We start from the raw sequence: 24,752 nt of genomic DNA, 5'->3' as shown, positions 1-24,752 counted from the left end.
GGGATGAACATAGCAATTATTGGTCAAGGGGGACACAGCAAGGTTATCACAGATTTAATTTCTTTACATAATGACCACTCAATTGTTGGATACTTTGATGATAAACATATAGATCTAACTGTTAAAGATAATACCTATTTTGGTTCAATTTTAATGGTAAAAGAAATAAAGAAATTGATTAAGGACCTTAAAATAATTATTGCAATCGGAAACAACAAAATAAGGAAAACAATTATTGAAAGGCTCGACCTGCCTAATGAATCCTATTTATCAATCATACATCCCTCTGCAATTATTAGTCCAAGTGCAAAAATCGGAACTGGGACAGTTGTTATGGCAAAATCTGTAATTCAAGCTGATGCGGTAATTGGCAGACATTCTATTATTAACACGAATTCAGTGATTGAACACGACAACCGAATCGGTGATTTTGTTCACGTATCCCCAAATGTCACTCTGACGGGTTCTGTACAAGTTGAACATGGGGTACATATTGGTGCAGGAGCAACGGTAATTCCAAATACAAACATCGGGGAATGGTCTATCATTGGTGCAGGAGCCTCTGTGATTAACAATATTCCACCATTTTGTACTGCTGTAGGGGTTCCGGCAAAGATAAAAATGAAAAAGATTCATGGAGGTGTATAAATGGTTAATGTAACTTCAACTAAAAGAATATTTCTCTCTTCTCCGCATATGAGCGGGAATGAACAAAAATATATTAATGAAGCTTTTGAAACAAATTGGATTGCTCCACTTGGACCAAATGTAGATGCATTCGAAGAAGAAATAGCAAATTATGTTGGAGCCAAAGGGGCTGTTGCGGTAAGTTCAGGTACTGCAGCAATTCATTTGGCTCTTTCTTTATTGAATATTAAGAAGGGTGACAAAGTTTTTTGTTCATCTCTAACCTTTATCGCAAGTGCCAATCCAATTGTGTACCAAGGTGCTGAACCAGTTTTTATTGATTCGGAACCAGAAACATGGAATATGTCTCCTAGTGCATTAAAGGATGCAATGGAAGAGGCTAGCAAGATTGGTAAATTACCAAAAGCTGTAATTGTTGTTAATTTATATGGCCAAAGTGCAAAAATAGACGAGATACTGTCAGTTTGCAATGAATATGATGTTCCCATGATAGAAGATGCAGCTGAATCACTAGGAGCAAATTATAAGGGACAGGCAAGTGGAACCTTTGGTAAATATGGTATTTACTCGTTTAATGGAAATAAAATAATTACCACTTCTGCTGGGGGAATGTTGGTTTCAGACGATGTGGAGTCGTTGAAAAAGGCAAGATTTTTAGCTACACAAGCCAAGGATCCTGCACTTCATTACCAACATAGCAAGTTAGGATTCAATTATCGAATGAGTAATATTTTAGCCAGGATTGGAAGAGCTCAGTTAGAGATATTAGAAGAGAGAGTCCTGGCGCGAAGGCAAATATTTAAAAACTATTTAAATGAATTAAGACACTATCCAGGATTTAGTTTTATGCCTGAACTAAAAAATACCTATTCAAATCGTTGGTTAACTGCTCTAACTATTGATGAGAAAGAATCAGGAATATCTATTAATTCAATGATAACCTCATTAGCCGAGCAAAATATTGAGGCACGTCCAGTTTGGAAACCTTTGCACATGCAACCTTTATTTAAAGACACTAAATATTACACTAATAATGAATTTGAAAATGTGTCAGAGGCGATATTTAATTCCGGTATTTGCTTACCATCTGGCTCTAATTTAACTGAAGATGAGCAGCATAAAGTAATTGATTGTATAAAAAAAGAGATAAAATATAATTCTTGATGAAGTAATTTCACATTTTTAAAAGCTATACGATAAAGAGGTAATTAAATGATTGGGAAAAATATTTTCGAGTTTCGAAAAAAAGAAATTTATCGCTTACTGAACTGGCTGAAAGAGCAAATATCTCAAAATCTTATTTGAGCAATATCGAAAGAGAATTAAATCAGAATCCTTCTATTAAGGTGATAGAAAAAATTGCTTCGGTATTAAATGTTGATTTAAAAGCATTAATAAAAACAGAATCAAACAAAGATATTAATCAAGTTGTAGAACAAGAGTGGATAGATTTAATTAAAGAATTAAAGGAATCAGGTATTAATAAGGAACAGATAAAGGAATATCGTGATGTAATTGAATTTATTAAATGGAAAAAGGAAAATGGAAATTCTGATATCTAATATTTTGTTGTTTCTCTGAATTTCTTTGCTAGTTGTTTTGTATTGTGAAGGTGGTGGGGATCCATTGAACCAAAAAGTAAGTGTGATTGTTCCAATTTATAATGTTGAAAAATATTTAAATCGATGTATAAAGAGTATTTTAAACCAAACCTATAAAAATCTTGAAGTAATACTAGTAAATGATGGATCGCTTGATAAAAGTGGGGAAATTGCTGACAGCTATTCTAAAATGGATAAAAGAATAAAGGTGATTCATAAAGAAAATGGTGGTTTATCTGATGCTAGAAATGCTGGAATGAAGCAAATAACAGGAGAATACACTATTTTTGTTGATAGTGATGATTGGCTAGACGAAAAGATGGTCGAAGCGCAGATTAATATAAGTAATCAATTTCAAGCTGATATTGTTCAATCAGCTTTTTATTATGCATACGATGACCATCTTCTCTTTGATAACAGGGTTTATTGTCAGGATGCTGAACCTGCTGTTTTGGATAATTGTTCACTTATGTATGAGTTAGTAATAAATGAACGGATTAAAAATTTCGCCTGGGGCAAGCTCTACAAAACAAGTCTAATTAAAGATTTACCTTTTAAAAAAGGTGTATTGTTTGAAGATGTTTTTTGGGCTCATCATGTAATGCATCGAGTGAATACATTTGTCTTAATCCATCAACCTCTATACTACTATATGCAACGTAGTGACAGTATTGTTGCAACCTATACACCAAAGAATTTGGATATCTTAAAAGGTATAAGGGAACGACATTTTTTTATTGAAGATAACTATAAAGATTTAATCGATGAATCTTATAGGGGAATCTTAAAGACTAGTTTGATCCACTACAATTTGTTGTTACTTAATCGTAAGAAAGATAAGGATGGAAATTTAAGAAAAGAAATTAGGAATTATATTAAAACCCATTATAAACAATTTAAAATGGCTGCAATCCAAGACATAACACTAAGTCAACAATTAAGTCTTTTTTATCTACACCCATTATTGAATATTTCTTATCAATTATTAAATATAATCTTAAGAAAGCTACATATTAAACCCCAACCTGCAGGTATGCAAAAAATTTTTTACAAGGTGGAAAATTAAAAGTTACATCTATGAAAATGGAATGAAGGGGAGTATTATTATGGATTCGAATCCAGTTATAAGGAATTTGATAAAAAAATATATTACTTTAATGATAATTTATATTTTTAATCTTTTTCCAATAAATAAAAATAAAGTATTTTTATTTAGTTATTACGGAAGTCAATATGGCTGCAGTCCTAAATATATTACAGAATATATTCTGAAGAATTACCCAAAAGGTAGATTTGATATTGTATGGGCTTTCAATGATTTAAAAACCAAAGAACATTTAACCGGTTTTAGAAAAGTACGATTGATGTCGATTAGATATTTTTATGAATTATGTACATCAAAGGTGATAATAACAAATTTTAGAACTACAGATTTATTTGTGAAAAGGAAAGAACAATACTACATACAGACATGGCATAGTTCTTTGCGATTAAAGCAAATAGAAAAAGATGCAGAAGATACTTTACCACAGAGCTATATAAAAATGGCAAAAAAGGATTCTGTTAAATGTGATTTGTTATTGTCAGGTTGTCAATATAGTACAAAAATATTTAGAAATGCATTTTGGTACAATGGGGAAATTTTAGAAAGTGGGACTCCAGCAAATGATATATTTTTTGAAAAAAATTTGGGTCTTAAAACCTTAATTGTAAATAAATTAAACCTACCAAATGGTTATAAAATTGCATTATACGCACCAACTTTTAGAAAGGATAGTGGATTAGATGTTTACAATCTTGATTATGAACTAATTGTTAATGTGCTTTCAGAAAAATTTGGGGAGAATGGATATTACTATTACGATTACATCCTCACTTAATTAATATATCAAAACAAATAAAAGATACTGAAAAAATTATTAATGTCACAGAATATGATGATATTCAGGAATTGATGTACACTGCAGATCTATTAATTTCTGATTATTCAGCTGTTATGTTTAGTTTTCTTCTTACAAAAAAACCATGTTTCTTATACGTTCCAGACTTAGAGAATTATGTGAATAATGATAGAAAATTATATTTTAATATAAGTGAACTTCCATTTGTTAGCGCAAAAACAAACAATGAACTTACGAGAGAAATATTAAATTTTGATATGAATAACTATTTGAATAAAGTAAATAAAATGCTAGAAAAAATTAACACTTATGAAGATGGAAATGCTAGTAAAAATTTATTGGATAGGATAGAGAAAATAACAAAATAAAATTAAGGAGATTATTTTATGGTTCCTAAAAAGTATAATGTCGGATATACAACTGGCGTATTTGATTTATTTCATGTTGGACACCTAAATATTTTAAAGAGATCAAAGGAAAGCTGTAACTATTTAATAGTGGGTGTAAGTACGGATGAATTAGTAGAAAGTTATAAAAATCAAAAGCCAGTAGTACCTTTTGAGCAAAGAATTAAGATTGTAGAATCTATAAAATATGTTGATGAAGTCGTTATACAAACTACAATGGATAAGTTAGATGCATGGGAAAAAATTAGTTTTGATGTAATGTTCCATGGTGATGATTGGAAAAATTCAAAATTATGGAAGGATTATGAAGATAAATTTAACAAAGTTGGAGTATCCTTAGTTTATTTTCCCTATACGAAGGATACTTCATCAACAATGTTAAAAGAAAAAATGAAGGTATAAATTAAATAAACAAATTTTTATTTATTCATTTTGAAAAAAATACTGAAAATTTTTATTGAATCTCAACCAAGTATCATCTAAGATTTATTAAGTTTACATTATTTGGAATAATTAAGTGAGGAAAACAAATGAAAAAAAGCATCTTATTTGTCATAGATTCGCTTGAGTGTGCTGGTGCAGAAAAAAGTCTGGTTACTCTTTTATCCTTATTAGATTACACAAGATATGATGTTGATCTTATGTTATTTGGACATGGCGGAGTCTTACAAGAGTTAATACCTAAAGAGGTAAATATTCTTTCACCATTAAAATATTCAAAGTTTGTAAGTATGAGTTTGAAAGATGCCTTACTATATTCAGCAAAGAATTCAACATATACTATGTTATCTGCTAGGACTAAATACACTCTAAAATTAAGAACAAAAAAATATAGCAATGCTCAAAAGGCTAGATTATATTGGGAAAGTGTATCAAAGGTAATTGAGGATAATCCTAAAATATATGATATAGCCATTAGTTATGCGCAGGGAGTACCTACATTTTATGTAGCAGAAAAAGTATATGCAAAAAAAAAATTTGCATGGGTTAATACTAGTTACTTATTAGATAAAAAAGAAAGAGATTTTCAAAAGAACTTTTATGATAGGTACAATAAAATTGTGGCTGTCTCAGATTCAGCAAAAAATATATTAATTAATACTTTTCCATTTTACTCAGAAAAAATAGAAGTAATTTATGATATCAACAATCCATTATTAATACAAGATATGGCTGAATTTAATGGAGGATTTAATGATAATTATGAAGGTTTAAGAATCCTTACTATTGGGAGACTAGCTGAAGGTAAAGGTTATGATATTGCTCTTTCAGCATGTAAATTGTTAATAGAATCTGGATATAGATTTAAATGGTACGCTCTCGGAAAAGGGCCACTTGAAGAAGAAATCAAGGAAAATATAATTAAAGATAATTTATTTGATCATTTCAAGTTGTTAGGTGTAAAGGCTAATCCATATCCGTATATTAAAAATGCAGATATATATGTTCAAACTTCAAGATTTGAGGGATTTGGCCTTGCAATAGCGGAAGCTAGAATGCTCAATGTACCAGTTGTTACTACTCGTTTTGATTCAGTCTATAATCAAATGGTGGATGGTAAAAATGGACTTGTAGTGGATATGAACCCAGATGCAGTTTGTGAGGGTATAAAAAGATTAATAAACGATTCAACATTAAGGGAAAATATTGTGCAATATTTAAAGACAGAAAAAAAAGGAAATGTAGATGAAATTGATAAATTCTATCAACTTATAAGTTATGAAGGTGACTAACCCATGAGAAAAAAGTATTATTCATGGTAATAAACATGAATGTTGGTGGAACAGAAAAAGCACTACTAAACATGATATCTGTAATGTCAAAAGTAAAGTATGATATTGAGATATTGATGTTGGAAAAATACGGTGGCTTTCTTAATACGATTCCTAAAAGTGTAAGTGTAAGGTATTTGGATGAGTATAAAGAGATAAAATCAATAATTAATGAGCCACCTATAAATGTTGTATTACGATATGTAAAACAAGGAAAACTCCTGAACGCATTTGTATTATTTATTTTATTTCTTATATCAATGATAAATAAAGAAAGAACACTTTTATTTAAATATGTTTTACGAAAATTTCCAGTAAATGGTGATTATGATTTAGCTGTGGCTTATGCTGGTCCTATGGATTTTATAAGCTATTTTGTCGCTAATAAAATTAATTCTAAAAAGAAAATACAATGGATTCACTTTGATGTTACGAAGATCGGGTTTAACAAATATTTTGCATCTAAAATTTATAAAATGTTTGATCGGATCTACGTTGTCTCGAAAGAAGGCAAAAACAAGTTAGATAGGCTTTTACCCACTTTAAAGGATAAAACAGAAGTGTTTTTGAATATTATTGTCCAAGAAAACATAAAAAAGCTTGCAGATGAAGGATTAGGCTTTCAAGATAATTTTGATGGTATAAGGATCCTTACTGTAGGTAGACTTAGCAAAGAAAAAGGTCAAGATTTAACAATTCCCGTGTTAGCAAAACTAAAGCAGGAGGGATTAAATATTCGATGGTATTGTATTGGAGAGGGTAATGAAAGAGTAGAATATGAAAAAGCTATAAAGAAATACGAAGTTAAGGAAGATTTTATCCTTCTTGGCTCTAATCCTAATCCATATCCATTTATGAAACAATGCGATATATATATACAACCTTCACGTCATGAAGGATATTGTATAACCCTAGCTGAAGCAAAATGCTTTTGCAACCCAATCATCAGTACTAATTTTACCTGGTGCAACTGAACAATTGATACATGGCCAATCTGGTTTAGTTGTTGATATTGATAGTCAACAAATCTATGAGGCAATAAAGAATTTTATAAATGATAAAAAATTATATAAAAAGATTAAAGATAATCTTCAAAAGGAAACAATTCAAAAGCCACAAGTATTGATTGATTTATAACATATTATAAATGGAGGGTAAGTATGAAAAAAGTTTTATTTATGCTTAGCAGCATGAATATTGGTGGGGTTGAAAAATCATTTCTTTCCCTCCTTTCTAAATTATCAAAAGATGAGTATGATATTACCGTCTTGTTATTGGAAAAAAAAGGGGGATTCCTTGAATTTGTCCCTGATTGGGTGAAAATCGAAGAGGCAACATGGTACAAAGAAGTAAAACCCATTATTATGCAAGCTCCCCAGCAAACGGTGAAAGATTATTTAAAACAAAAGAAATTACACCTTGTACCTAGCTTTGTTGCTACGTATCTAATATCGAAATACCTAGATAAAAGGTACCTTTACTATGAAAATGTCATGAAATCTGTCCCTTTTTATAAACATATATTTGATATTGCGATAGCATATCATGGTCCAACTGATATTATTGATTTTTTTATAGCAAATAAAGTAAATGCTAAGAAAAAGATTTCCTGGGTTCATTTTGATGTGTCAAAGCATCAAATTAATGAAAAATTGTATAACAAGCTTTATATAAAATTCGATCATTTGTTTATTGTTTCAAAAGAGGCTAAAAACAAGTTGGTAACTAAGTTCCCAAAAATCTCAAAAAAAACATTAGTTATTCATAATAATGTTCCTAAAGATGTAATAATGGAAATGTCAAAAGAGAAGATAGAATTTGATAAAGGATACGAAGGTTATAGAATTGTAACAGTTGGTAGATTATCAGTGGAAAAAGGCCAGGACCTTGCTGTAACGGTATTATCGAGACTCCGAAAAGAGGGAATTGAAGTAAGATGGTATTGCATCGGAGAAGGTAAATATAGACAGAACCTTGAACGGATGATAAAGGAACAAGACCTGGAACAGCATTTCATTCTATTAGGCTCTTCAGCTAATCCTTATCCATATATGGCTCAGGCAGATATTTATGTACAAACTTCAAGGCACGAAGGTTTCTGTATAACTTTGGCGGAGGCAATAAGTTTATCTAAACCTATTGTATCCACAAATTTTATAGGGGCACATGAACAAATTGAAGAGGGTATTAATGGCTTTATTGTTAATACTAATGAAGAAGAAATCTATCGAAAAGTAAAATATTTAATTAAAAATGAGGCAGTACGAAATAAGTTTAAGCAATCACAAAAAGTTAATTAATTTTTTACATCTCATATCCTTATTTATAAGAAAGGAATAAAAGAATGAAACCGAAAATTAGTATTATTGTTCCTGTATATAATGTGGAAAAATATATACATAAATGTGTGGATTCTATACTCAATCAAACATTTCAAGATTTTGAGCTAATTTTAGTTGATGATGGGTCACCTGATAATTGTGGTTTTATATGTGATGACTTTGCTCAAAAGGATAAGAGAGTAAAAGTGGTACATAAGCAAAATGGTGGCTTGTCCACAGCAAGAAATGCAGGAATGGATATTGCAGAGGGAGAATACATTGGATTTGTTGATAGCGATGATTGGATTGAACCAGATATGTATGAATTGCTATTTAATCTGTGTGTAGAAAATGATTGTGAAATAGCTAATTGTAGTAGCATTATTTATTTTACAAATAAAACTGTTGTAAATGGATCGCATCCCCTAATTATTCAAAATAGACACGAGGCAATGAAAGCAATGCTTGAGGGTAAACTATATGATGAGGTGGTATGGACAAAATTAATTAAAAGAAATTTATTGACAGATATTCGGTTTCCAGAAGGAATTGTCTATGAAGATACAGCTTTTACATATAAAGTAATTCATAAATGTAAAAAGGTTTGTAGTATAGGTTCCCCAAAATATCATTACATTAAAAGGGATGAGGGAACAATGGGGCAAGCCAAAAAAATATTAGAATGGATGCAGTTATCATTTATGAAGAAATGTACAAATTTATAGAAAAATATTATCCTGATTTAACATCAATAGTTGCATTAAAACTAGCAAATAGTGCTTTAGTAATTATGAAGTCGATTTCTACTAAACAAAATTTTGATAGTTATAGAGAAACATATTTGAAGGTAACAAAAATATTAAATGCTCACTATAAAAAAGTAATTAAGTTGAAGGAATTCCCACGTAACGTTAAAATTCTTTTATCTGCTGCCAAAATTCACCCAATGTGTTATAAGTTGTTAGTTAAGCAAGTTTCAAGGAGATAACTTTGGATAAAAATTTTTTATTAAATATCTTTTACTGAATCCTAAAAAACTATGAATCAAGTATCATTCTCAAAAATAAATTAATATCATTTCTTGTAAAACCACGAATAGTAAAAACGACTGATGAAACACAAATTAAATTAGTCAATGAACAGTATTCTGTAAGAAGATAAGGTGATGGTGAATTTGCTCTAATGAGTGGAAAGGATTTGTTTTTTCAACCATATCATACTGAACTTGGAAAACGCTTAAATGAAATAATAAAAAATAATTGAGATCAACATTTGGTATGTATACCAAATGTTTTTTTTATGATGGTTTGAAAGATAAAACGAAAAGACATTGGACGAAATACTTAAATCTAAAAGAGGTTAAATTTATAAAAATTTGGACATGAAAAAAGTGTATTATGAAGCACTGTAACAAGGTTATATATTGATTCAAAAGATGGCGGTTTTCAAAATTTAAGGAGATTTGGAAAGATCGAGAAGTTATTGTAGTTGAAATTGAATAAAGTAGACTTGGATTTGGAAAAGACTTGTTTGAGAATACATTAACGATTGAAAAGAATTATTTGTCCCCCAACTGATGCTTTTGCAAAATATGAAGAAATAATGGGTGAAGTTTGTAAACAAAGTAATAAAAAATTAGTCCTTATTGCACTAGGCCCTACTGCAACTATTTTATCATATGGTCTTGCTAAACATGGATACCACCATTATTAGATATAGGACATATTGATATTGAATATAAATTGTTCCTTTAAAAAGGTAAAAGAAAAGATGCCATTTAATAATAACTATATTGGTGAAATTACGGGCGGGGATTTAATTCAGGATTTAGTTAATCAAAATTATGAGAAAGAAATAATTGTGAAAGTAGTGTAAGAAGATGATGACTATATTATGAGAACTAAACATTCAATAAAAAACATTTATATTGGCCTATTATCCCAAATTATTCTTGTTTTATTAGGATTTGTGTCTCGTAAAATATTTGTTGATAATTTAGGAGTAGATTACCTTGGGATTAACGGGCTTTTAACTAATGTCTTATCAGTAATGGCATTAGTTGAAAGCGGTATAGGAATTAGTATAGTTTATAATCTATATAAACCATTAGCAGATGGAGAAAATAACAAAATAATTGCGCTCATTCAATTATATAAAAAAGCATATGCAATTTTAGCCTTAATTACATTAGGAATTAGTATTTGCTTATTTCCATTTTTAGGTGTACTTATGAAAGATGGAGGGAATATAGAGAATCTAACTATTATTTATTTTCTATTTGTAGCCAAAAATATGATTTCATATTTAAATGCACATAAGTGGTCATTAATAAATGCTGATCAAAGAGGTTATGTCATAGCAAAAGTTAACCTTATATTTCAAGTCATCACAATGATTGCTAGAATAATCATATTGCTAGTGACGAAAAGTTATATATTGTACCTTATCATAGAATTGACATTGTTCTTGTTGCAAACCATTTATAATGGAGACATTGTCAATAAAAGATATCCGTATATCCTTACAAAGGAGAAATATTCAATCGACTCTGTTACAAAAGAGAATATGGTAAAAAATATTAAAGCGATGTTTCTTCAAAATATTGGTGCTTTTTTGGTTTTTGGAACGGATAATCTTTTAATTTCATCATTTATTAGTATAGCAACAGTTGGCCTCTACGCTAACTACACTATGATTACGCAGCAAATGTCTGCACTAGCTAAGCCTTTATTAGGTGGGATTGGAGAAAGTGTTGGTAACCTTATAGCTACCGAAAATAATGAAAAAAGTTATTCAATTTTTAAGGTATCTTTTTTGGTGAATTTTTGGATTTATTCATTATGTGTGATATTTCTTTTTAATTTATTACAGCCATTTATCAGTTGGTGGCTTGGAAGAGAGTATCTATTAGATCAGCTTTCTTTTATTATTATTTTAGTTAATTTTTACTTGACCGGTATGCGATCAGCAATTGCAACATTTAAAAACAAAGCAGGATTATTTGTACAAGATAAATATGCACCTATTATTGAAGGGCTAATTAATCTTATATCATCATTAATATTAGTAAAATTTTTTGGATTAGCAGGGATTTTAATGGGGACAACATTAAGTACAATATTAACTGTTTTTTGGACTCAACCTTTAATCGTATATAGAAATGTGTTCAAGGTACCGGTCTATTCTTATTTTTTAAAATATGGAAGTTATTTAGGACTAACACTGTTTGTGTGTTATGTTACTTCATTAATATGCAACTTTCTTGTTATAGGTAGTGGCATCATTGCTTTAGTATATAAAGGGATTATATGTTTAATAATTCCTAACATTATATACATACCATTATTAAAAAGAAGTAAGGAATTTATTTATATATGGAATACATTAAAAGGTGCATTTCCTAAAGTAAGAATATTTTCCCGTTCTGCATGATAATTTATATAGAAATAAGACTTTTATTGGTGTTTTTACAAAATTAGTAATTTAATTTTTAAAAGGGTGTCCCAAAAAATATGTTTTTGGCCCCTTTTTTGTCCATTAAAAACAAGAAGTTTTCTTTTTATAATAGGGTTAATAACTAGGAGCGTATGATGTTGAAAGTACCAATATATACAATTGACAGTAAAAGTTTTGGGTCTCAAATTTTAGATTTTATTAGGTTTCTAGCTGCATTTGTTGTATTTTTATTTCATTTTTATGTGCCATTACCTGGCTATCAAGCAGTAATGATATTTTTTGTATTAAGTGGTTATTTTATTTCTTCATCTATATTAAGAGTATTTATTGGTAATAAATGGAAATGGTCTGATTATTTTATAAATAGAATAATTAGATTGTGGATTGTGCTATTACCTGGTTTATTGTTAACTTTTTTTTGGGGTAAGCTCCAAATGAACTTATTTGGTATTGACCAGAAGATTCAAGAGTTAAGTGGCTTAAGTACCTTTATTGGAAATTTATTTTTTTTACAAGGGATTCTAGTAGAACCCTATGGATTAAATGGACCTCTTTGGAGTTTAAGTTATGAATTTTGGTATTATGTTTTATTTCCGATCCTAATACTTTCTATAGTTTCGAAAAAATTTCTAATAAAGTTATTTTATCTTCTATTTTTTATTGGTATCTCTATTTTTATAGGAGAAAAAATTATACTTTATTTTTTTGTTTGGTTAGTTGGTGCAATTATTCCTTTCATTAAACCAATAAATATCAATAATAAAATAATAAAGTTATTTCTATTATCTGTTTCATTAGGTATGGTTATTGTGTCATTTTATCCACATTTAATATTTGGAGAGAAAATTATCAACCAAATACTAAGAGATATAGCGATTGGGTTAACATTTGCAATTTTAATGTATTTAATTATTTCAATATTTAGAGAACCTACTAGTAGAGGTGTTAAATACAATATTTCAAAGGATTTGGCAGGATTTTCATATACACTATATGTAATGCATTATCCAGTAGCTAATTTTATTTTCACCTGGTTAGCATCACCTTATTGGCCATTTAAGGCAACTCCATTGTGGATCAAAATACTATTTGCTATTCTTGTTATTTTCTATACATGGTTTATTTCTTTATTAACAGAAAGACATACTGATAATATTAAGAAATATGTTTCATATAGAATTAATAAAAGAAGGTCAAAAGCAATGAAAAATCTCTCCTTTTAAAATATACATTTATAATAATTTACATGATGGTTACATATATAAAATTACTAAATCATATTTTTATTAAATGAATAGTATTCTTTATGCAACAATAATATTACATAAAGAAGTGAGGTTTTTATAAAAATGGAAATTACTAAAAATGATATGAAGGTACTAAAAGGAGTAGCGATATTATTTATGTTGCTACTTCATTTGTTTGCGAGAAAAGAAATTAACGGACTATATGATACATATATCTGGATTAATGATGTCCCTTTACTTTATTATTTTGCATTGTTTGGTGATGCGTGTGTTCCAATCTTTTGTTTTGCTAGTGGATATGGTTTGTACGTCAATTTTCAAAAAACAGGTAATATAAATATAAAGGAAAATTTTATCAGAGTAATAAAATTATTAATTAATTTTTGGATTATTCTTGTACTATTTGTAACCATTGGATTTTTTTTAGGGAAAGAAGAGATATATCCTGGTACAGTAACTGATTTTCTTCTTAATTTCTTTTTGTTATCTAATTCTTATAATGGTGCCTGGTGGTTCATGCAGACATATGTATTGTTAGTAATAATTTCACCGATAATTTTCATGGCTATTAAAAAGTATAATACTTTTATGGTTCTTGGTGTAACTGGTGTAATTTATCTTTTGAGCTATATTCAGAGAATAAAGGGCGTATTGGATTTAGGTGAAAACACTCCATTGATAATTAGTGTTAATGCAATTGTTTTACTTGGGACTTCTCTTTTACCTTTTATAATAGGAGCCATTTTCGTTAAAGATCGTTTTTATTCAGTATTTGTTCAAAAAGTCAAAAGTTATAAACATAAAAACATAATATTCTCATTAGGGATTTTATTATTAATAATTATCCATTCTCTTTATGAGTCTATGATTATTGCTCCTATTACATCAATAAGTTTTATTTGTTTATTTAATTTGATGAATAAAAATAATGTATTTAAAAAAATACTAAGTTTTTGTGGGAAACATTCAACCAACATTTGGCTCAGTCACATGTTCTTTTATTCAACAATCTTTAAAGAAATGACTTTTGCACCAAGAAGCGCCATTCTAATTTATATTTGGTTATTAATTTTATGTATAATCTCATCCTGTTTAATTAACTTAATTTACTATCCAATTCTTAGTTTAATAAATAAAATGCCAAGAATACCAAGGCAAACAAAAGGGATAACAAGTAATAATTTGTAGTTTAAACTTTATTAAATCAGTTGTTGTATGAATGTTCAAACAAGTAACTTGAATATAAGAAAAGTTGAAATTACCTCTTCTATATTCTAACAAAATAATAAATATCCAAGTAGAGCTAGAGCAATCCTCTCGTTGACTGAGTACTTGGGCATGCAACCATAGAATCTCTTGATATTTAATCAAAAAACACTTCCTTTACAATTATTGCATAATTATGTTCGGTGGTTGTAAAGGAGTTTGCTACACTAAGAAGCCCTGATTTTTATCATAATTGCTCTGAATTTGGGCGCTGCTCTTACATTTTTTCTTTGCTTAAATCAATAAATGGATCACCCTCTTTTTTCAATTCCTCCAAAAGCATTTTATCTTACTATATTTGGTATCAATTTTGACACCATACCAACACTTATTTCCGCAATCTACTTATTTTTAACGTTTTGGTAAATTGGTACAATCCCTTTTAAAGCATATTTCATAAGAATATAAATGAAATGAAAAAGGGAGATGATTATTTGAGAACTCCAATGTATGAACTGGAGCTAGAAAGATGGGGAGTATACAATAATGGAACTCACCCTCTAGAAACAACAAGTGGGATTAATTCTGCAATAAAATGGGCAAAGGAAAATGGTTATAAAACCTTTAAGATACCAGATGGGACTTACTTAATTGCAAAAGGGACTCAAAGAGGAGATCTGCAATCAAGAATTAATCTGGTTAGTGATATTGATTTTTTGTTAAGTGACAAAGTAGTATTGCAAAAGGAAAGCAATGATTATGAAATATATTCTGTCCTTTATCTTGGCACAAATGTTAAAAATGTGACAATTAAAGGGGGAACATATAGAGGGGATCGAGATACTCATAACTATTCCACAGGTGGAACTCATGAGTGGGGTACGGGAATTGATATTGTTGGCGCAGAAAATGTTGTTGTAGATGGTGTAAAATTAGAAAATTTCACAGGTGATGGAGTTACAGTTAGTGGAACTACAATAACTGGTTCAACTATATCAGAATCTAGCGTAGAATCTGGTGGTATTGATGATAACGGAAACTTGATTGCTGCCAATGGTAAGATTAGAACAAATAATAGGACTGTAACTAATTTCGATAACCTCTCATACCAAACGTATCGTAATATATATTTCTGGCTCCCACAAGGTATTACATCGAATAGTAAAGTTGACATTTTTTATTATAGAAAAGATGGAACTTTTATCAAATCAGATAAACAATTAAGGTATTATTCAGACGAATCTATAATTCCAGATGATGCAGATTATTTTAAAGCAGTATTTGAGGCATCTTCTACAATAGGGTTTAAAGTTAGTCGAATGACTGTAGCGATATCAAAGAATATTACTATTAAAAATAGTGATATCGGATTTAATAGAAGACAAGGAATAAGTTTGGTCGGATCAGACGGTGTTCAAATTGAAAATAATACGATTCATAATACAAATGGAACTCCCCGCAAAGCGGGATTGATATAGAGCCTGGCTTTTTTCCAGGGAGAAATACATTCATCAATGGAAACAGGTTCATTGATAATAAAATACAAATTGTTTTAGCTTATGGAGAAAATGTACGAATTGAAGGAAACTTTTTTATGCAATCAACAACTGGTAATGTGGGTGTTCATGGTCATGCAGGTTTTAGAGGTGAGATAATCGTAAAGAATAATTTTTTTAATGGGTCTGGTCTGACTATACACCCGGAAGACGTTGAAGTTCATCACAATAAATTTATAAACGGAAGTGTAAATTTAATAGGTAAAAATATTAATTTTTCGACTGCCTCACTAGTTGATACAAGTTTGAGTATAGGTAGTGGAGAAGGTCAAAAGATCACTAATATATCAATTAAACATAATGGAATTCTACCAGGCATTTTATATGTAGGAGATAAAAAGGTTGAACTAGATAATATATTGATTAAAGCGAAGACTACAGGAAAAGGTCTAATTTTTGGAAATGGCAACAATGAAAATATTTATAGTAGGGTAACGGTTGAAGATATAGATCGGAAAGGTACAGTGTTACCGTTAGGAAAATATACACAATGTTTTTTTGAAGCTGGAAAAATTTCTATAAAACAAGGGGGAAATATGTTCTTATAGAATGCAAATTTAAGGAAAAAGAGAATCTCCTTGAAGTGAACAGCGTAAATACAGAAGTAATCATTCAAAATTCAATATTTGAAGTTGTTGAAAATATTGGGTATGGAGCTGCAGTATATATTTTATCAGCTCAAAAGTTTGAATTATTAAATTGTATGATTCTGGCACTTAACAATACAATTAATACACCATTGATAAAAGTTGGACCGTATGGGTCCCCTAAGCCTACAAAAATATTTGGTGCAACTTTTAAAGAGAACATGATATATACTAAAACTCCTATTTCTGGAATTGACACTTCTAATGCAGGAACAGATGCACCACCTTACTTAGTTGAGGGTAATACACTTTTTAATGCTAAGTTGAACATTACAGTAAAAGATATAAATATTAACAACAATTTAATATCAAATTAAAGTGACCCTGTGTGGGTCATTTTTATATCTAAACGCAGTAAATAAAGGTTTGAAGGAATACTAAATCCATACAATATTTGAGTCCATTCTAATTTTTATAAGTTATTTTAACAAAAAGAGGAACTTGTAACATATTAACGTTGTTCTTAATAAAGAACGGTGTTAATATAATATTATATAACTAAAGAGAAGTGTTTGGTCAAAAATAGAAAAAGGATAAATCTTGAATAGTTTAAAGGAGTATGTGTATATGGATTTTAAAATAAATGTACAAATTCTTGATTCCGCGAAACAGACAGTTAAGAAAAATAAATCAAACAAAAACCTTGTTACTAGATTTATTGTATCAATTTTGTATGTTTTGTGGCATGCAATTAAAAATGCTAAACGTGCTTTAGTTGATAAAGACCATCGTTTTATCCTTCTTATGCAGTTATTCAACTATAAAAATGTTCATCAAACAACACCTCTCACCTACATGGATCGCTACCCTACAATTTTTTCAGCGTGCCAGGAATATTTTGATGGAAAAGAAAATTTAAAGATTCTCTCGTATGGATGCTCCACTGGAGAAGAAGTATTAACTCTACGTAAATATTTCCCGAATGCACAAATAATAGGTGCAGATATAAACAAAAGAAGCCTTGAAAAATGCAGAATGCTACCAGTAGATGAGAAAATTTCCTTTATTTACTCAACAGCAAATGAAATAAAGAAACATGGAAAATTTGATGCGATTTTTTGTATGGCTGTATTACAAAGAAAACCAAATGAAATTGATGCAAAAGGAATTACAAATTTAAAGAAAATTTATCCCTTTGAAAAGTTCGAAAAACAGATTATTGAGCTTGATGAGTTAGTCAATCCTCAAGGATTATTAGTCGTTCACTTCACGCAATACTCCTTCTTGGATACTGAAGTAGCTTCAAAATATAACACTTTAGGTGATTATAACCAGAATGATTATAGAGCACCGGTTTTTGATAAAAATAGTAGACTAATAAATAATCCACCACTGCAGAAGAGCATCTTCATAAAAGCAACAAAGTAATCCAAACTGCTAACTAACTAATTAATTATTGAATTCATTCGTTCCATTACACATTTTATTTGGTTTTATCTTTTAGGAGGCAAATTTTAATGAACGGTCGTTATGAGGAATTAGATTCTTTACGAGGTTTAGCTGCACTTTCAGTTTTTTTAGGACATATATACTTAATATTTAATTCAAATTTGTACTCAAATTTATTATTTGAATTTGGTCCATTCCGATTTATTATTGCAGGAAGTGAGGCAGTTACATTATTTTTTGTACTAAGTGGATTCGTATTGGCGATTCCTTTTTTTGGTAACAAAGAAATTCATTATGGTACATATATTGTAAAGAGAATTTGTAGAATTTATTTACCATATTTAATTGCAATATTGATTGCCTTCACAACGAGAGAATTATTTTATTCGGGAGAGATTAATAGACTTTCAAATTGGTTTAATATGAATTGGACGAGAACTATAGATATAAACACGATACTAAAGCACATGTTTTTAATAGGAACATTTACTAGTAATTTTAATAATGTAGTGTGGTCATTAGTCCATGAAATGAGAATTTCTATAATATTTCCAATCCTTATGTTTTTGGTTGTACGATTGAATTTAAAGAAATCTATTTTATTAAGTATCACATTATCTATTTTAAGTGTTATTTATTCAATTATCACTAAAGCAAATTTCTTTGGTACCGAACTTTATGTAAGTGTTCATTATTCTTCAATTTTTGTTTTCGGAGCCTTATTAGCAAAATATCGAGAAGATTTAATAAATCTTTTTCAAAAGATAAGTCTCAGAATTAGGATTATCATATTGATCATAGGATTAACGTTATATTTATATGCACATCCATCGTTTTTAATAAACATGTTGATTAATGACTTTAATCCGTTCTATAGAACAGTAATTGATACATGGTTCACTTCTTTGGGCTCAGGTATTTTAATCATAATTGCGATAGCATCCAAGCGTTTTTCTTTGTTATTAAGAAATAAGCTAATTAATTTTATGGGTAAAATTTCGTATAGCTTATATCTTTCACATCTAATTGTCCTATTTTCCACTGTTCATTTTCTATATGGGCATGCTCCGTTATGGATAATAATATCTATGGTAGTTCTTATAACCTTTATTTTATCTACCATTTTGTATTATATAATTGAAAAACCATCAATAGAAATAGGGAAATACCTAACCAGATCCATATTTACACCGAGCAAAGTTGAAAGATCCACTTCATTACATAGTAAGAATACTATGGATTCTCAAATTTAAGGACTGAATTTTTATTGTATAATATTTTACGATTAGTATTAAGATTGCTTTCATTAATTTACATGATTTTTATATGGTTACAGTCTAGCTATTTCAACCCTGGGTTAATTGTTGAATCTTCTTCCTACACAATCAACAATTCGCTAGTATTAATTATCGGGATATGCCTAGAACTAACTCATCTATTTGAATTTGGGATTTTATATTTCCTGTTATTTTTGGCCTTTCTCAGTTTTGGGGAGATAGGAAAATTGAAAAATCGGATTGCGATTTTTATTTCACTCCTATATGGTTTGATAGATGAGATTCATCAAATTTACGTGCCATTTAGGTCTTTCTCGCTAGATGATTTGATTAAGGATGCGATTGGGATTTTAGTGATTTGGTGGATTGTTCGTAAACATAATTTTTTATGTCAAACTACAAGGTTAGGTCTGTTTTTGAAAAAAGTGGAGCAAAAAGCGAAGAAGGATAAATCAGGAGTCTTCCTTAACTAGGAAGATTCTTTTTTTGATGATCATTCAATATTGCAAAATATTTAGATCTTAAAAGGAATTAAATCGATTTGTCGAAAAGTTGTTCTTTAAAAAGAACGGACACTCCTTTATAATTAAGGAAATATGTCCTATCTAAAGAAATTCCTAAAGTAATTTTTCATTACTATCTTCTGTTTTATCTAGTTCTTTCGTATTGTGTTCTACAAAAAAATGATGAGGTGAAATTATGAGCAAAGAAAAAGTATATGAACGTCCGCTAGTCCTGTCACATCAGTCAATCGCCTTTGAAACTTCTCAAAGCTGGAACCAAGGGCATGGACCAGTTTCCAATGATCCAGGAGACAGTAATGGAGAAAGCTATCCACTTGAACCATATACACCTAAAAAGGATCATCCGAAAAAAAACTAGTAATATAGTAATGACATGATACACTTCTATCACTAGGAGCAAATAAAATGCACATATTAGTTGGAAATCACCTCATGGAGACAAGTTCGAACTCGCCAATGGTTAATGAATTCATTAACCTAAATTTTAATAGGTTTCTAAACAGTATTAATAAAACCCCAGATATCCATCTTACAATCGAAGATGGATATGGGAGCCCATTTGTTAACTATCATGTCAAGATAACGAAAGAAAACGGAAAGTTATTATACCAAAGGGCAGATTATTTAATTGAGACTGATTTGGATTATAAAAATGCTAAAATTTTTGTCCACAATGAACTTGCACTTAAACATGCTCTCATGAACTTTTATAGCTCGTACATCGTCCACCACCACTGGGGCATCCTGATTCATTCATCATGTGCGCTCGAAAATAATACAGCCCATATCTTTTCAGGACATTCAGGTGCTGGAAAATCGACCGCAGCAAAGCTCTCTCATCCTCGTGAACTCCTGTCAGACGAGGCTACATTGGTTAAAATTACTGACGATGATATAAAGATATTTAATTCACCTTTTCGCAGCGAGATATCCACAACGAACGCTGACCAGACTGCACAGCTAGGAAGTATTCAGATTTTGCATCAAGCACTGGTTAATAAACGAGTGGAGCTGGGGAAGGCAGATGCAATCCTTCATCTAATGGACAAAGTCTTTTATTGGGTCCATAGTCCAGAAGAAACAAAAATAATCATGAAGTTACTAATGCTGTTGGTTAAAAAGGTCCCAGTCTACCAACTTCATTTCAAAAAGGATCCAACATTTTGGGAGTTGATTTCATAATGGTTCAGTTTATACAAAAAAACAACTATGAAGCGACGAATTTTGATGGGGAATGGATTGTCTTAAATACAGATGATTTCACGATTACTAAATTAAATGGAACAGGTGGATTTTGTTGGAATCTTCTTCAGGAGGCACAAACGGTAGAATCGTTAAGGGGAGCAGTTAGAGAGGAGTTTGGCTTACAAGCTGATAATCAAGAGGATATTGATTTCTTTCTATCGCAATTACTGGAGTGTGGCATAATTCGGCATGTTACTGAATAACGAGACACTCTTGCTTCTAAAGAAAAAAACCGAGAGTCAGGGGTACATCGAATTACCAGCTGAGGGTAATAGTATGTATCCGTTCATTCAAAACGGAAACATCTGCCACTTTGATTTTATCGAACCAAAACATATAAAAAAAGGTGACATTATTTTATTTCATTCGGAAGTGGGGAAGCTGGTCGCCCACCGATTTCATCGTATGGAAATGAAAAATGGTCACCTCTTTTATATTCTAAAAGGTGATTCAAACCTTGGCTATGATGCACCGGTAATGGAGCAACAAATCATTGGGAGAATGGCATCCATCCAAAGGAACAATAAACAAATCAAGGTGACAGATTATGGTGTAAAGCTTTGGACAAGTTTGGTTCTTTCCTGGCCGCTGATTTCTGGTGTTTTACGAATGTATCTTAATCGGAAATATCAAAATTAATATTTATGGGGTTTGACAATGATACAGAAAATACAGGATAGCACAACCGTGGTGAAACAATATATCCAACTGAATGATATAAAAAAGGCCTATAAAATGCTAAAGCCGTTTATCCTCAAACGTTGGAAGGCTTATGCTGTGCTCTTTCTGTTAATGGCAGTCGATATTTTCTTTACGATCGCCTTTGCATGGTTTTTTGGAAGTATTACAGATGCCGCCATTCATAGTGATTTTGCCAGATTAAAAACTTTAGTCCCAATTGGGATTGTTCTTACTCTTACTAGCATTGTATCTAACTTTTGCAATATCTATTTTAAGACAGTTACCTCCAATGGTGTGAAAAATGATGTAAAAGAGCATCTTTTTCAGCATATCATGCGGCTTCCAGCAGGGGAAACGTCCAAAATTCGTTCTGGCGAACTGTTTTCTTTTTTTCTAATGATATCCACGCGATTGACGGAATCATTGGCGAGAGTCTGATTAATTTGATTCGACTTCCGGTTATCTTTATCGCTGTTTTTATCTACTTGCTGCAAATCAACTGGCTGCTATGTCTCATTAGTATACTAGTTGCTCCAGTTGCGGTTTTGGGCGGAGTCTTTTTTGGCGTAAAACTAAAGAAGAATGGAAGAATGATTCATGAACTAGTAGCCAATATTAATAGTCTTTTAGCTGAATCCTTTCAAGGGTTACAGGTCATTCGCTCTTTTACGCTTGAGAAGTCAACATTTCAACATTTTACTACAAAAAATAAACAATATTACAAGCTCGAACTGGATAATTCCAAGCTTCAAGGCTGGTACTATTCAGGAGGATATTTGATCAATTCCGTGGCATTTATGATTAACCTTTGTTTAGGCGCCTATTTTGTATCAAAAGGGAACATGACAGTTGGATCTTTGTTGACTTTTACCAACTTAGCTGGCCACCTTGTATATCCAATGACAGGAATTGCTGGTCAATGGGCCGGCTTTCAAAGGTCTGTTACAGCATTAGAAAGATTGATCAATTTATTAGAGCGACCGACAGCTACAAAAGATTTACCATGCTTCACCTCTACCATTTCCAATATAAAGTCAATTGAATTCCAAGCTGTTAATTTTAGCTACGATGAAAATAAGGAAGTTTTTGCTGATTTTAATTTTAGAATCCCTGCAGGAAAGATAATTGCCTTTGTTGGTCCGAGCGGTGCTGGCAAGACGACTCTATTTAATCTTTTGCAGGGCTTCTACAAACCTCAGTCTGGAAAAATAGTAATCAACGGAAGGTGTACTGCAGAACTTAGCCTTGAGGCTTTGCGAAGTGCCATCGCTTTTGTTCCCCAAGAAACCTTTTTATTTGGAGGAACAATCCGGGCGAATTTATTACTAGCTCGTCCCGATATTAATGAAGATGAGCTGATCACAGCCGCTATCCATGCCAATATCCACGATTTTATCATGTCACTCCCAGATGGCTATGATACTGAAATTGGGGAACGAGGTATTTTATTATCAGGTGGTCAAAAGCAACGCATTGCGATTGCTCGGGCGATTTTAAAGGATGCACCGATTCTATTATTGGATGAGGCTACTTCCGCTTTAGATAGCGAAACAGAGTACAAAGTGAAGGAAGCGCTTGATCGGGTAATGAGAAACAGAACGACGCTCGTGATTGCTCACCGTTTATCGACGATTCAACATGCGGATTTGATCATCGTGTTAGATGAAGGGAAAATTGTCCAACAGGGGACCCATGAGCAGTTAATGATCGTCCCGGGATTATATCGAAATTTACATGATAAAAATTTTGAAACGAAACAAGAGTTAACTGTTGGTTAAAAGGGGGGCAGTTTGTATGGATATTATTTCAGAGATGTATGATTCAGGTACCTCGCATGGTAGTTTTGAATTTGACGATAACACTGCTCTAGCAGACATTGAATACTTTGGAATAGCCCCTCAGGTTTATTTTTTATTAAAGCAAAACGGAAAATTGCTACAAACCCCTAGAGCATTCCAAAATTCTCTAAAGGAAGCTTTTGATCAAACCTTGCTTTTAAATTTTTTTATTAAAAATCAAACCGTACAAATTTTTAGCATGTTTGAATTGGAAGGTATCGATGTTATTCCTCTTAAAGGGACCTATTTTTCAGAAACCTATTTTGGCCATCTTGGAGCAAGACCTACTTCAGACATTGATTTACTAATAAGAGAAACAGAACTTGAACATGCAATAGCATGTCTTAAGGAATTGGGTTTCTCTGTTGAAGCGGACATTATCCCTGACCATTTTCATGCTAGCTTTAGTAAGGAACTACCAAACTCACGAATTCCGCTTACTGTGGAGTTGCATTGGGATCTTATTAAGAAAAATACATCAGCGTTTGTGGTTGAGGAGTTTTGGCAAGAGGCTAACAAATTTGATAACTATCAGCATGTAAAAGAGTTATCAGTTTATCATACCTTTTATATGATTTGTCTTCATGGCTGGAGACATAATATGGATTCATTAAAATATTTCATTGATATCATCCAGATCCTAGTATTACACCATGATGAAATTGACTATCGGACTTTACTAAACGATGCAAAATCTCATAAAACGCTTAAAAGAATGATTCGAACACTTTCGATAATATATAGCCAATACCCATTTTTACATAAAATAAAGCCATTTCCATATCGTAAATCAATCCTGTTTTGGGACTCCCGTGCATTTAGAAACCAAGAGAAGAAGTCTTTAAAAACGTATCTCGATTTTTTTGATTATCAACTTTCCAGCTATGATTCCCCAATCCACAGCTTAATCGAAATGAAAGAGTGGCTTCATCTTTTAAATCCTCGAAAAATAATTAAGAAAGAAACCACTTAATGAACATCAAAAACTACCAATTTGAATATGCTAGCTCTGGAGACCGAGATCATCGGTCTTTTC

29 protein-coding genes and 2 pseudogenes are annotated in these 24,752 nt (G+C 30.9%); all 31 read left to right on the top strand.

Translation table 11 applies throughout. The features are described from left to right. Positions 1-3: 3 nt before the first annotated feature. The 31 genes and pseudogenes from RGF10_RS20030 to RGF10_RS19885 all read left to right on the top strand — a co-directional run bounded on the left by RGF10_RS20030 (position 4) and on the right by RGF10_RS19885 (position 24,689). Positions 4-648 (top strand): acetyltransferase, encoded by a 645-nt coding sequence (locus RGF10_RS20030; RefSeq protein WP_318505204.1) that lies wholly within the window; start codon positions 4-6, stop codon positions 646-648. Next, positions 649-1,812, top strand: a complete 1,164-nt coding sequence (locus RGF10_RS20025; protein WP_318505202.1) for an aminotransferase class I/II-fold pyridoxal phosphate-dependent enzyme — start codon at positions 649-651, stop codon at positions 1,810-1,812. Positions 1,813-1,949: 137 nt separating this feature from the next. Then, a pseudogene (locus RGF10_RS20020) lies at positions 1,950-1,994 on the top strand (hypothetical protein); the annotation flags it as partial. Continuing rightward, positions 1,995-2,210, top strand: a complete 216-nt coding sequence (locus RGF10_RS20015; protein WP_318509687.1) for a hypothetical protein — start codon at positions 1,995-1,997, stop codon at positions 2,208-2,210. 64 nt (positions 2,211-2,274) lie between these two features. Beyond that, the gene (locus RGF10_RS20010; protein WP_318505200.1) at positions 2,275-3,315 is read left to right on the top strand and encodes a glycosyltransferase family 2 protein; all 1,041 of its coding nucleotides are present in this window, start codon (positions 2,275-2,277) and stop codon (positions 3,313-3,315) included. Between the two features lie 40 nt (positions 3,316-3,355). After that, positions 3,356-4,129, top strand: a complete 774-nt coding sequence (locus tag RGF10_RS20005; RefSeq protein WP_318505198.1) for a CDP-glycerol glycerophosphotransferase family protein — start codon at positions 3,356-3,358, stop codon at positions 4,127-4,129. Continuing rightward, the gene (locus RGF10_RS20000; RefSeq protein WP_318509609.1) at positions 4,084-4,518 is read left to right on the top strand and encodes a CDP-glycerol glycerophosphotransferase family protein; all 435 of its coding nucleotides are present in this window, start codon (positions 4,084-4,086) and stop codon (positions 4,516-4,518) included. Before RGF10_RS20005 ends, RGF10_RS20000 begins: the two co-directional genes overlap by 46 nt. 18 nt (positions 4,519-4,536) lie before the next feature. Further along, positions 4,537-4,959, top strand: a complete 423-nt coding sequence (locus tag RGF10_RS19995) for an FAD synthase family protein (protein WP_318505196.1) — start codon at positions 4,537-4,539, stop codon at positions 4,957-4,959. A gap of 128 nt (positions 4,960-5,087) precedes the next feature. Beyond that, positions 5,088-6,290 carry a glycosyltransferase gene (locus tag RGF10_RS19990; protein WP_318505194.1) on the top strand — a complete coding sequence of 401 codons (1,203 nt, stop codon included), beginning with the start codon at positions 5,088-5,090 and terminating at the stop codon, positions 6,288-6,290. Positions 6,291-6,325: 35 nt separating this feature from the next. After that, positions 6,326-7,303 (top strand): glycosyltransferase, encoded by a 978-nt coding sequence (locus RGF10_RS19985; RefSeq protein WP_318505192.1) that lies wholly within the window; start codon positions 6,326-6,328, stop codon positions 7,301-7,303. A 4-nt stretch (positions 7,304-7,307) separates the two neighbouring features. Then, complete coding sequence (locus RGF10_RS19980; protein ID WP_318505190.1) at positions 7,308-7,466, top strand: hypothetical protein; 159 nt, start codon at positions 7,308-7,310, stop codon at positions 7,464-7,466. Positions 7,467-7,489: 23 nt separating this feature from the next. Then, positions 7,490-8,629 (top strand): glycosyltransferase, encoded by a 1,140-nt coding sequence (locus tag RGF10_RS19975; protein WP_318505188.1) that lies wholly within the window; start codon positions 7,490-7,492, stop codon positions 8,627-8,629. Between the two features lie 44 nt (positions 8,630-8,673). After that, on the top strand, positions 8,674-9,375 hold the full coding sequence (locus RGF10_RS19970; RefSeq protein ID WP_318505185.1) for a glycosyltransferase family 2 protein: 702 nt from the start codon (positions 8,674-8,676) through the stop codon (positions 9,373-9,375). 823 nt (positions 9,376-10,198) lie between these two features. Then, on the top strand, positions 10,199-10,363 hold the full coding sequence (locus tag RGF10_RS23970; RefSeq protein WP_412176646.1) for a GT-D fold domain-containing glycosyltransferase: 165 nt from the start codon (positions 10,199-10,201) through the stop codon (positions 10,361-10,363). 18 nt (positions 10,364-10,381) lie between these two features. Continuing rightward, positions 10,382-10,525, top strand: coding sequence for a hypothetical protein (locus RGF10_RS19965; RefSeq protein ID WP_318505182.1), 144 nt, complete (start codon positions 10,382-10,384; stop codon positions 10,523-10,525). 18 nt (positions 10,526-10,543) lie between these two features. Further along, positions 10,544-12,082 (top strand): lipopolysaccharide biosynthesis protein, encoded by a 1,539-nt coding sequence (locus RGF10_RS19960; protein ID WP_318505180.1) that lies wholly within the window; start codon positions 10,544-10,546, stop codon positions 12,080-12,082. A 155-nt stretch (positions 12,083-12,237) separates the two neighbouring features. After that, positions 12,238-13,329, top strand: a complete 1,092-nt coding sequence (locus RGF10_RS19955; protein ID WP_318505178.1) for an acyltransferase family protein — start codon at positions 12,238-12,240, stop codon at positions 13,327-13,329. A gap of 126 nt (positions 13,330-13,455) precedes the next feature. Further along, complete coding sequence (locus RGF10_RS19950) at positions 13,456-14,541, top strand: acyltransferase family protein (protein WP_318505175.1); 1,086 nt, start codon at positions 13,456-13,458, stop codon at positions 14,539-14,541. 512 nt (positions 14,542-15,053) lie between these two features. Next, on the top strand, positions 15,054-16,037 hold the full coding sequence (locus RGF10_RS19945; RefSeq protein ID WP_318505173.1) for a right-handed parallel beta-helix repeat-containing protein: 984 nt from the start codon (positions 15,054-15,056) through the stop codon (positions 16,035-16,037). A 116-nt stretch (positions 16,038-16,153) separates the two neighbouring features. Further along, positions 16,154-16,663 (top strand): hypothetical protein, encoded by a 510-nt coding sequence (locus RGF10_RS19940; RefSeq protein WP_318505172.1) that lies wholly within the window; start codon positions 16,154-16,156, stop codon positions 16,661-16,663. A 35-nt stretch (positions 16,664-16,698) separates the two neighbouring features. Beyond that, complete coding sequence (locus RGF10_RS19935; protein WP_318505170.1) at positions 16,699-17,079, top strand: hypothetical protein; 381 nt, start codon at positions 16,699-16,701, stop codon at positions 17,077-17,079. 250 nt (positions 17,080-17,329) lie between these two features. Continuing rightward, positions 17,330-18,130, top strand: a complete 801-nt coding sequence (locus tag RGF10_RS19930; RefSeq protein WP_318505168.1) for a class I SAM-dependent methyltransferase — start codon at positions 17,330-17,332, stop codon at positions 18,128-18,130. An 89-nt stretch (positions 18,131-18,219) separates the two neighbouring features. Continuing rightward, positions 18,220-19,404: an acyltransferase family protein gene (locus RGF10_RS19925; protein WP_318505166.1), complete on the top strand. Its 1,185-nt coding sequence runs from the start codon at positions 18,220-18,222 to the stop codon at positions 19,402-19,404. 14 nt (positions 19,405-19,418) lie between these two features. Next, on the top strand, positions 19,419-19,901 hold the full coding sequence (locus RGF10_RS19920) for a VanZ family protein (RefSeq protein WP_318505164.1): 483 nt from the start codon (positions 19,419-19,421) through the stop codon (positions 19,899-19,901). 226 nt (positions 19,902-20,127) lie between these two features. Beyond that, entirely contained in the window at positions 20,128-20,310 is a 183-nt protein-coding gene (locus RGF10_RS19915) for a hypothetical protein (protein WP_318505162.1), read from the top strand. Between the two features lie 47 nt (positions 20,311-20,357). Further along, positions 20,358-21,134 (top strand): hypothetical protein, encoded by a 777-nt coding sequence (locus RGF10_RS19910; RefSeq protein ID WP_318505160.1) that lies wholly within the window; start codon positions 20,358-20,360, stop codon positions 21,132-21,134. After that, complete coding sequence (locus RGF10_RS19905) at positions 21,134-21,400, top strand: PqqD family protein (RefSeq protein WP_318505158.1); 267 nt, start codon at positions 21,134-21,136, stop codon at positions 21,398-21,400. The genes RGF10_RS19910 and RGF10_RS19905 overlap by 1 nt, the downstream gene beginning before the upstream one ends. Continuing rightward, entirely contained in the window at positions 21,387-21,836 is a 450-nt protein-coding gene (locus RGF10_RS19900; protein ID WP_318505157.1) for a signal peptidase I, read from the top strand. The genes RGF10_RS19905 and RGF10_RS19900 overlap by 14 nt, the downstream gene beginning before the upstream one ends. Before the next feature lie 18 nt (positions 21,837-21,854). Further along, positions 21,855-22,720: pseudogene (locus tag RGF10_RS23965) on the top strand (ABC transporter transmembrane domain-containing protein); the annotation flags it as partial. After that, positions 22,721-23,656 (top strand): ABC transporter ATP-binding protein, encoded by a 936-nt coding sequence (locus RGF10_RS19890; protein WP_412176748.1) that lies wholly within the window; start codon positions 22,721-22,723, stop codon positions 23,654-23,656. 16 nt (positions 23,657-23,672) lie between these two features. Continuing rightward, positions 23,673-24,689, top strand: coding sequence for a nucleotidyltransferase domain-containing protein (locus RGF10_RS19885; RefSeq protein ID WP_318505151.1), 1,017 nt, complete (start codon positions 23,673-23,675; stop codon positions 24,687-24,689). Positions 24,690-24,752: the final 63 nt, after the last annotated feature.

Source organism: Bacillus sp. T3, assembly GCF_033449965.1.
Lineage (GTDB): Bacteria > Bacillota > Bacilli > Bacillales > Cytobacillaceae > Bacillus_BU.
This window is presented reverse-complemented; position numbering and strand designations above follow the sequence as displayed.

Coding starts and splice junctions, on each gene's coding strand:
- RGF10_RS20030 (WP_318505204.1), top strand. CDS start 4: ATGAACATAGCAATTATTGGTCAAGGGGGACACAGCAAGGTTATCACA.
- RGF10_RS20025 (WP_318505202.1), top strand. CDS start 649: ATGGTTAATGTAACTTCAACTAAAAGAATATTTCTCTCTTCTCCGCAT.
- RGF10_RS20005 (WP_318505198.1), top strand. CDS start 3,356: ATGGATTCGAATCCAGTTATAAGGAATTTGATAAAAAAATATATTACT.
- RGF10_RS19995 (WP_318505196.1), top strand. CDS start 4,537: ATGGTTCCTAAAAAGTATAATGTCGGATATACAACTGGCGTATTTGAT.
- RGF10_RS19990 (WP_318505194.1), top strand. CDS start 5,088: ATGAAAAAAAGCATCTTATTTGTCATAGATTCGCTTGAGTGTGCTGGT.
- RGF10_RS19985 (WP_318505192.1), top strand. CDS start 6,326: ATGAATGTTGGTGGAACAGAAAAAGCACTACTAAACATGATATCTGTA.
- RGF10_RS19975 (WP_318505188.1), top strand. CDS start 7,490: ATGAAAAAAGTTTTATTTATGCTTAGCAGCATGAATATTGGTGGGGTT.
- RGF10_RS19970 (WP_318505185.1), top strand. CDS start 8,674: ATGAAACCGAAAATTAGTATTATTGTTCCTGTATATAATGTGGAAAAA.
- RGF10_RS19960 (WP_318505180.1), top strand. CDS start 10,544: ATGAGAACTAAACATTCAATAAAAAACATTTATATTGGCCTATTATCC.
- RGF10_RS19955 (WP_318505178.1), top strand. CDS start 12,238: ATGATGTTGAAAGTACCAATATATACAATTGACAGTAAAAGTTTTGGG.
- RGF10_RS19950 (WP_318505175.1), top strand. CDS start 13,456: ATGGAAATTACTAAAAATGATATGAAGGTACTAAAAGGAGTAGCGATA.
- RGF10_RS19940 (WP_318505172.1), top strand. CDS start 16,154: ATGCAATCAACAACTGGTAATGTGGGTGTTCATGGTCATGCAGGTTTT.
- RGF10_RS19930 (WP_318505168.1), top strand. CDS start 17,330: ATGGATTTTAAAATAAATGTACAAATTCTTGATTCCGCGAAACAGACA.
- RGF10_RS19925 (WP_318505166.1), top strand. CDS start 18,220: ATGAACGGTCGTTATGAGGAATTAGATTCTTTACGAGGTTTAGCTGCA.
- RGF10_RS19915 (WP_318505162.1), top strand. CDS start 20,128: ATGAGCAAAGAAAAAGTATATGAACGTCCGCTAGTCCTGTCACATCAG.
- RGF10_RS19910 (WP_318505160.1), top strand. CDS start 20,358: ATGCACATATTAGTTGGAAATCACCTCATGGAGACAAGTTCGAACTCG.
- RGF10_RS19905 (WP_318505158.1), top strand. CDS start 21,134: ATGGTTCAGTTTATACAAAAAAACAACTATGAAGCGACGAATTTTGAT.
- RGF10_RS19900 (WP_318505157.1), top strand. CDS start 21,387: ATGTTACTGAATAACGAGACACTCTTGCTTCTAAAGAAAAAAACCGAG.
- RGF10_RS19890 (WP_412176748.1), top strand. CDS start 22,721: ATGACAGTTGGATCTTTGTTGACTTTTACCAACTTAGCTGGCCACCTT.
- RGF10_RS19885 (WP_318505151.1), top strand. CDS start 23,673: ATGGATATTATTTCAGAGATGTATGATTCAGGTACCTCGCATGGTAGT.